Origin of the sequence: Arthrobacter sp. TB 26 (assembly GCF_000427315.1) — a bacterium.
Taxonomy (GTDB): Bacteria; Actinomycetota; Actinomycetes; order Actinomycetales; family Micrococcaceae; genus Arthrobacter.
The window spans coordinates 1-3,349 of record NZ_AUPJ01000450.1 but is presented as its reverse complement, the minus strand read 5'-3'; the positions used below and the strand labels follow the sequence as shown (position 1 = coordinate 3,349).

The following is a 3,349-nucleotide window of genomic DNA, read 5'->3' as shown; positions in this document are numbered from 1 at the left end:
CGGGCGGCGGGGGTGCGGCGCCGCGGGCGGACCCACCACATCGCGCGCCGTGCAGCGCGGTTCAGCACTGCGAAGGCGGGCCCGTTGCTCCACAACCGGGGGCCGGGGCGGCGGCGCGGCCGAATCCGGGCACAAAGGCCCTCACATCCCGGGACCTCCTGACAGATAGTGGGAGGGAGCGGCCAACTGGTCAATTTCCCAGCCTGCGGAGCGCACTCCTGGATGAGACACCGGCCGAGGTCCCGACTGGAAAGCCATACTGATGAGCATCTTCGAAGACAGGGTCGACGCCGGCCGGCAACTGGGAAGGCGGCTAGCGGATCTGCGGGGCCAGGACATTGTGGTCCTGGGCCTGCCCCGCGGCGGAGTCCCCGTCGCCTTCGAGGTCGCCGCCGCCCTCGACGCACCGCTGGACGTGATCGTGGTGCGGAAGCTGGGCCTTCCCTACCAGCCCGAGCTCGCCATGGGCGCCATCGGCGAAGGTGGCGCCCGGGTACTCGAAGAACACGTGCTGGCTCATGCCCGGGTCAGCGACGCTGAGCTGCAGGCCGTCGAAGACCACGAACGCGCCGTGCTGGAGAACAGGGTGGCCCGCTTCCGGAAGGGCCGGACGCGGCAGGATCTCACCGGGCGCATCGCGGTGATTGTCGACGACGGGATCGCCACCGGATCCACCGCCAGGGTCGCCTGCCGGATCGCCCGGAAGCTCGGCGCCGCGAGGGTCATCCTGGCCGTTCCGGTCGCCCCGGCCGACACCCTCAGGAGCCTGACGGAGCCCGACGAAGTGGTGTGCCTCGCCACGCCGGACCAGTTCTCCGCGGTCGGCTACCACTACCGCGATTTCTCCCCCACCGAAGACGACGAGGTGGTGCAACTGCTCGACGCCGCGGCCAAGCGCCTGCAGGCCTCGCCGTCGACGTCCCGGAAGTCGGCCGCGGCCAGCGCGCAGGACGCCGCCGAGTTCGATGAGGAGGTCGAAATCCCGTCACGCGGGGTGCGCCTCCAGGGCCAGCTCCACCTGCCGGTCCCTGCCCGGGCCGTGGTGCTGTTCGCGCACGGCAGCGGCAGCAGCCGGCACAGCCCGCGGAACAGGTACGTGGCGGGAGTGCTGCAGCAGGCCGGGCTCGGGACCCTGCTGCTGGACCTGCTGACACCGGCGGAGGAACGGAACCGTGCCAACGTCTTCGACATCGAACTCCTGGCCCGCCGGCTGTCCTCGGCCACGGACTGGCTCGCCACGCGGCAGGACACGTCCTCCTGCGCAATTGGCTATTTCGGAGCCAGCACGGGTGCCGGAGCCGCGCTCTGGGCCGCCTCCGAACCAACCGCCAGGATCAACGCCGTCGTCTCCCGCGGCGGCCGCCCTGATCTGGCCGGACCCCGGCTCTCCGCCGTCCGGGCGCCAACGCTTCTCATTGTCGGCAGCTACGACTACGAGGTGCTGGAACTCAACCGCAAGGCGAAGTCCATGATGCGCTGCCCCAACCAGTTGGCCGTAGTCCAGGGCGCCACCCATCTTTTTGAAGAACCCGGTACGCTGGCGGCGGCTGCCATTCTCGCCCGGGACTGGTTCGTCGACTACCTGCTGCAGGCCGAAACCAATCCCTAGGAGTAACAGCATGAGCTACACCTACACCGCCGTCGTCCCGCTGACCTGGGAGGACGCCGTCGCGAAGACACGTGCGGCGCTCGCCGCCCAGGGCTTCGGGATCCTCTCGGAAATCGATGTGCGTGCCACCTTTGCCGCCAAACTCGGCGAGGACGCCGCGGAAGCCCTGGGGGATTACGTTATCCTCGGTGCCTGCAACCCGATGCTCGCCAGCAAGGCGCTGGCCGCCGAGCCGGAAATGGGGGCGCTCCTGCCCTGCAACGTGGTGGTGCGCCGCGGGACCGGGGCCACCGCAACGACGGTCCATGCCATCGACCCGCAAACCATGGTCCAGCTCAGCGGCACCCCTGCGGTCCGCGAAGTGGCGGAGGACGCCGGCACCCGCCTGCGCGCGGCCATGGCTGAACTGGCAGCGGGGGACTGATCCGTCAGGCCCCGTGCACCTTATGGGGGCCGCCGGACCGGTGACGGTAGGCATAGACCAGCAGCGCCACACCGGCGAGCACCAGGAGCACCGGGACGAAGAACTCGCTCGCAGTGAGCAGCGCCGTGGCCTGCAAAGCGAAGATGAGCCCCAGCACGGCCAGGACCGCAGCCGGAATCAGCGGCCACTTCATCCGTGATGGCTCCGCAGCCCCAGGCTGGCCGGATAGGGCTGCCGGCTGGCCAGGACCGGGAGCGGTGTGGAGGGGAACAAGGGAAAGCACCGCGAACGTGGCTGCCAGGCCCAGGAACAGGACGGCGGCAACCGGCATGCCTTCCCAGTTCTGCGGGAGAGCGACCACGAGGGCAAGCGTCAGCATCACGCCGCAGGGGATCAGTGCCCACCAGTTGGAGCGTTCGCGCACGTACACCGCGCCGAAGCCTGCGCCCATGAACAGGAACAGGAAAGCGCCGGCCCAGTACGCCGCCGGGCCCGGCCAGAGCTGGGTGATCACGATGACCGCCGCCAGGCCCAGGAACACGGAGCCGGGAATAGCGGCCCACCAGTTGTCCCGGCTACGGAAAAACACGGTGACGAAACCGGCCCCGGCCGCGGCGAAAATCAACGGCCACACGAGGACCGCGCTGTTGAGGATCCCGAGCAGGTCCAAGAGCAAGAGGACACCGGCCGCCATCAATGCGATGCCGGCGATGATGCTTGTTTTTGCCGATTTCACCGTTTGCCTCCCCGGAACCCGGCGGGCGGCTGTGGACCGCCCCTGAACTTCGAGGCTATTCCGGCGGGGGCCGCGGGGGTAGGGCACAAGGTCATGGACGCTGCCGGCGGCCCAGCTGGCGGCCGCGGCCCTCGGCTCGGGACTTGATGCCCAGGAGCATGCGCCGCTCCATGACGAACTGCAGAGGTTCCAGCAGCGGTCGGAGGATCAGCCCCACGGCCAGCGGGGCATAGTCGTACCGCGTCCGGGACAGCAGCCGTGTGGTGCCACCGTCGACGGGCTGCAGCACAAACGTCCAGCCGAGCTCCAGCCGGGGGCCAGCGGCCGCACCGCCGGTCGGGGTGATTTTACCGGTGCGCGGATCCATGGTGCCGGCGAGACCCAGCACGGATCCGGCCTCCATGCGCCGGACCGGGATCCCCACGTCGGGCCCCTTCTTGAAAACCAAGGGGATGACATCGCCGACGTCGAGCCGCTGGTACTCGGGAAGGATCCGGTCCGCGCTGTGCATGCCGAGGCCGGCGGCGTTCTCCAGCAGGTCGTAGCTGTACATGCCGCCGCGTCCGGCGCCCAGCTGCAC

General features: G+C 69.6%; 3 protein-coding genes and 1 pseudogene. 2 read left to right on the top strand and 2 right to left on the bottom strand.

The window, feature by feature from the left end; genetic code table 11:
• The first annotated feature begins 262 nt into the window (after positions 1-262).
• Both K789_RS0117280 and K789_RS0117275 read left to right on the top strand, forming a co-directional pair.
• On the top strand, positions 263-1,609 hold the full coding sequence (locus K789_RS0117280; RefSeq protein ID WP_024367856.1) for a phosphoribosyltransferase: 1,347 nt from the start codon (positions 263-265) through the stop codon (positions 1,607-1,609).
• 10 nt (positions 1,610-1,619) lie between these two features.
• Positions 1,620-2,033 (top strand): DUF302 domain-containing protein, encoded by a 414-nt coding sequence (locus tag K789_RS0117275; RefSeq protein ID WP_024367855.1) that lies wholly within the window; start codon positions 1,620-1,622, stop codon positions 2,031-2,033.
• 4 nt (positions 2,034-2,037) lie between these two features.
• Here K789_RS0117275 and K789_RS0117270 read toward each other — a convergent pair whose 3' ends face one another.
• Positions 2,038-2,769, bottom strand: a complete 732-nt coding sequence (locus K789_RS0117270) for a hypothetical protein (protein ID WP_024367854.1) — start codon at positions 2,767-2,769, stop codon at positions 2,038-2,040.
• A 91-nt stretch (positions 2,770-2,860) separates the two neighbouring features.
• Positions 2,861-3,349: pseudogene (locus K789_RS25475) on the bottom strand (hypothetical protein); the annotation flags it as partial.

Excerpts from the sequence above, each read along its gene's own strand:
- K789_RS0117280 (WP_024367856.1), top strand. The coding sequence starts at position 263 with ATGAGCATCTTCGAAGACAGGGTCGACGCCGGCCGGCAACTGGGAAGG.
- K789_RS0117275 (WP_024367855.1), top strand. The coding sequence starts at position 1,620 with ATGAGCTACACCTACACCGCCGTCGTCCCGCTGACCTGGGAGGACGCC.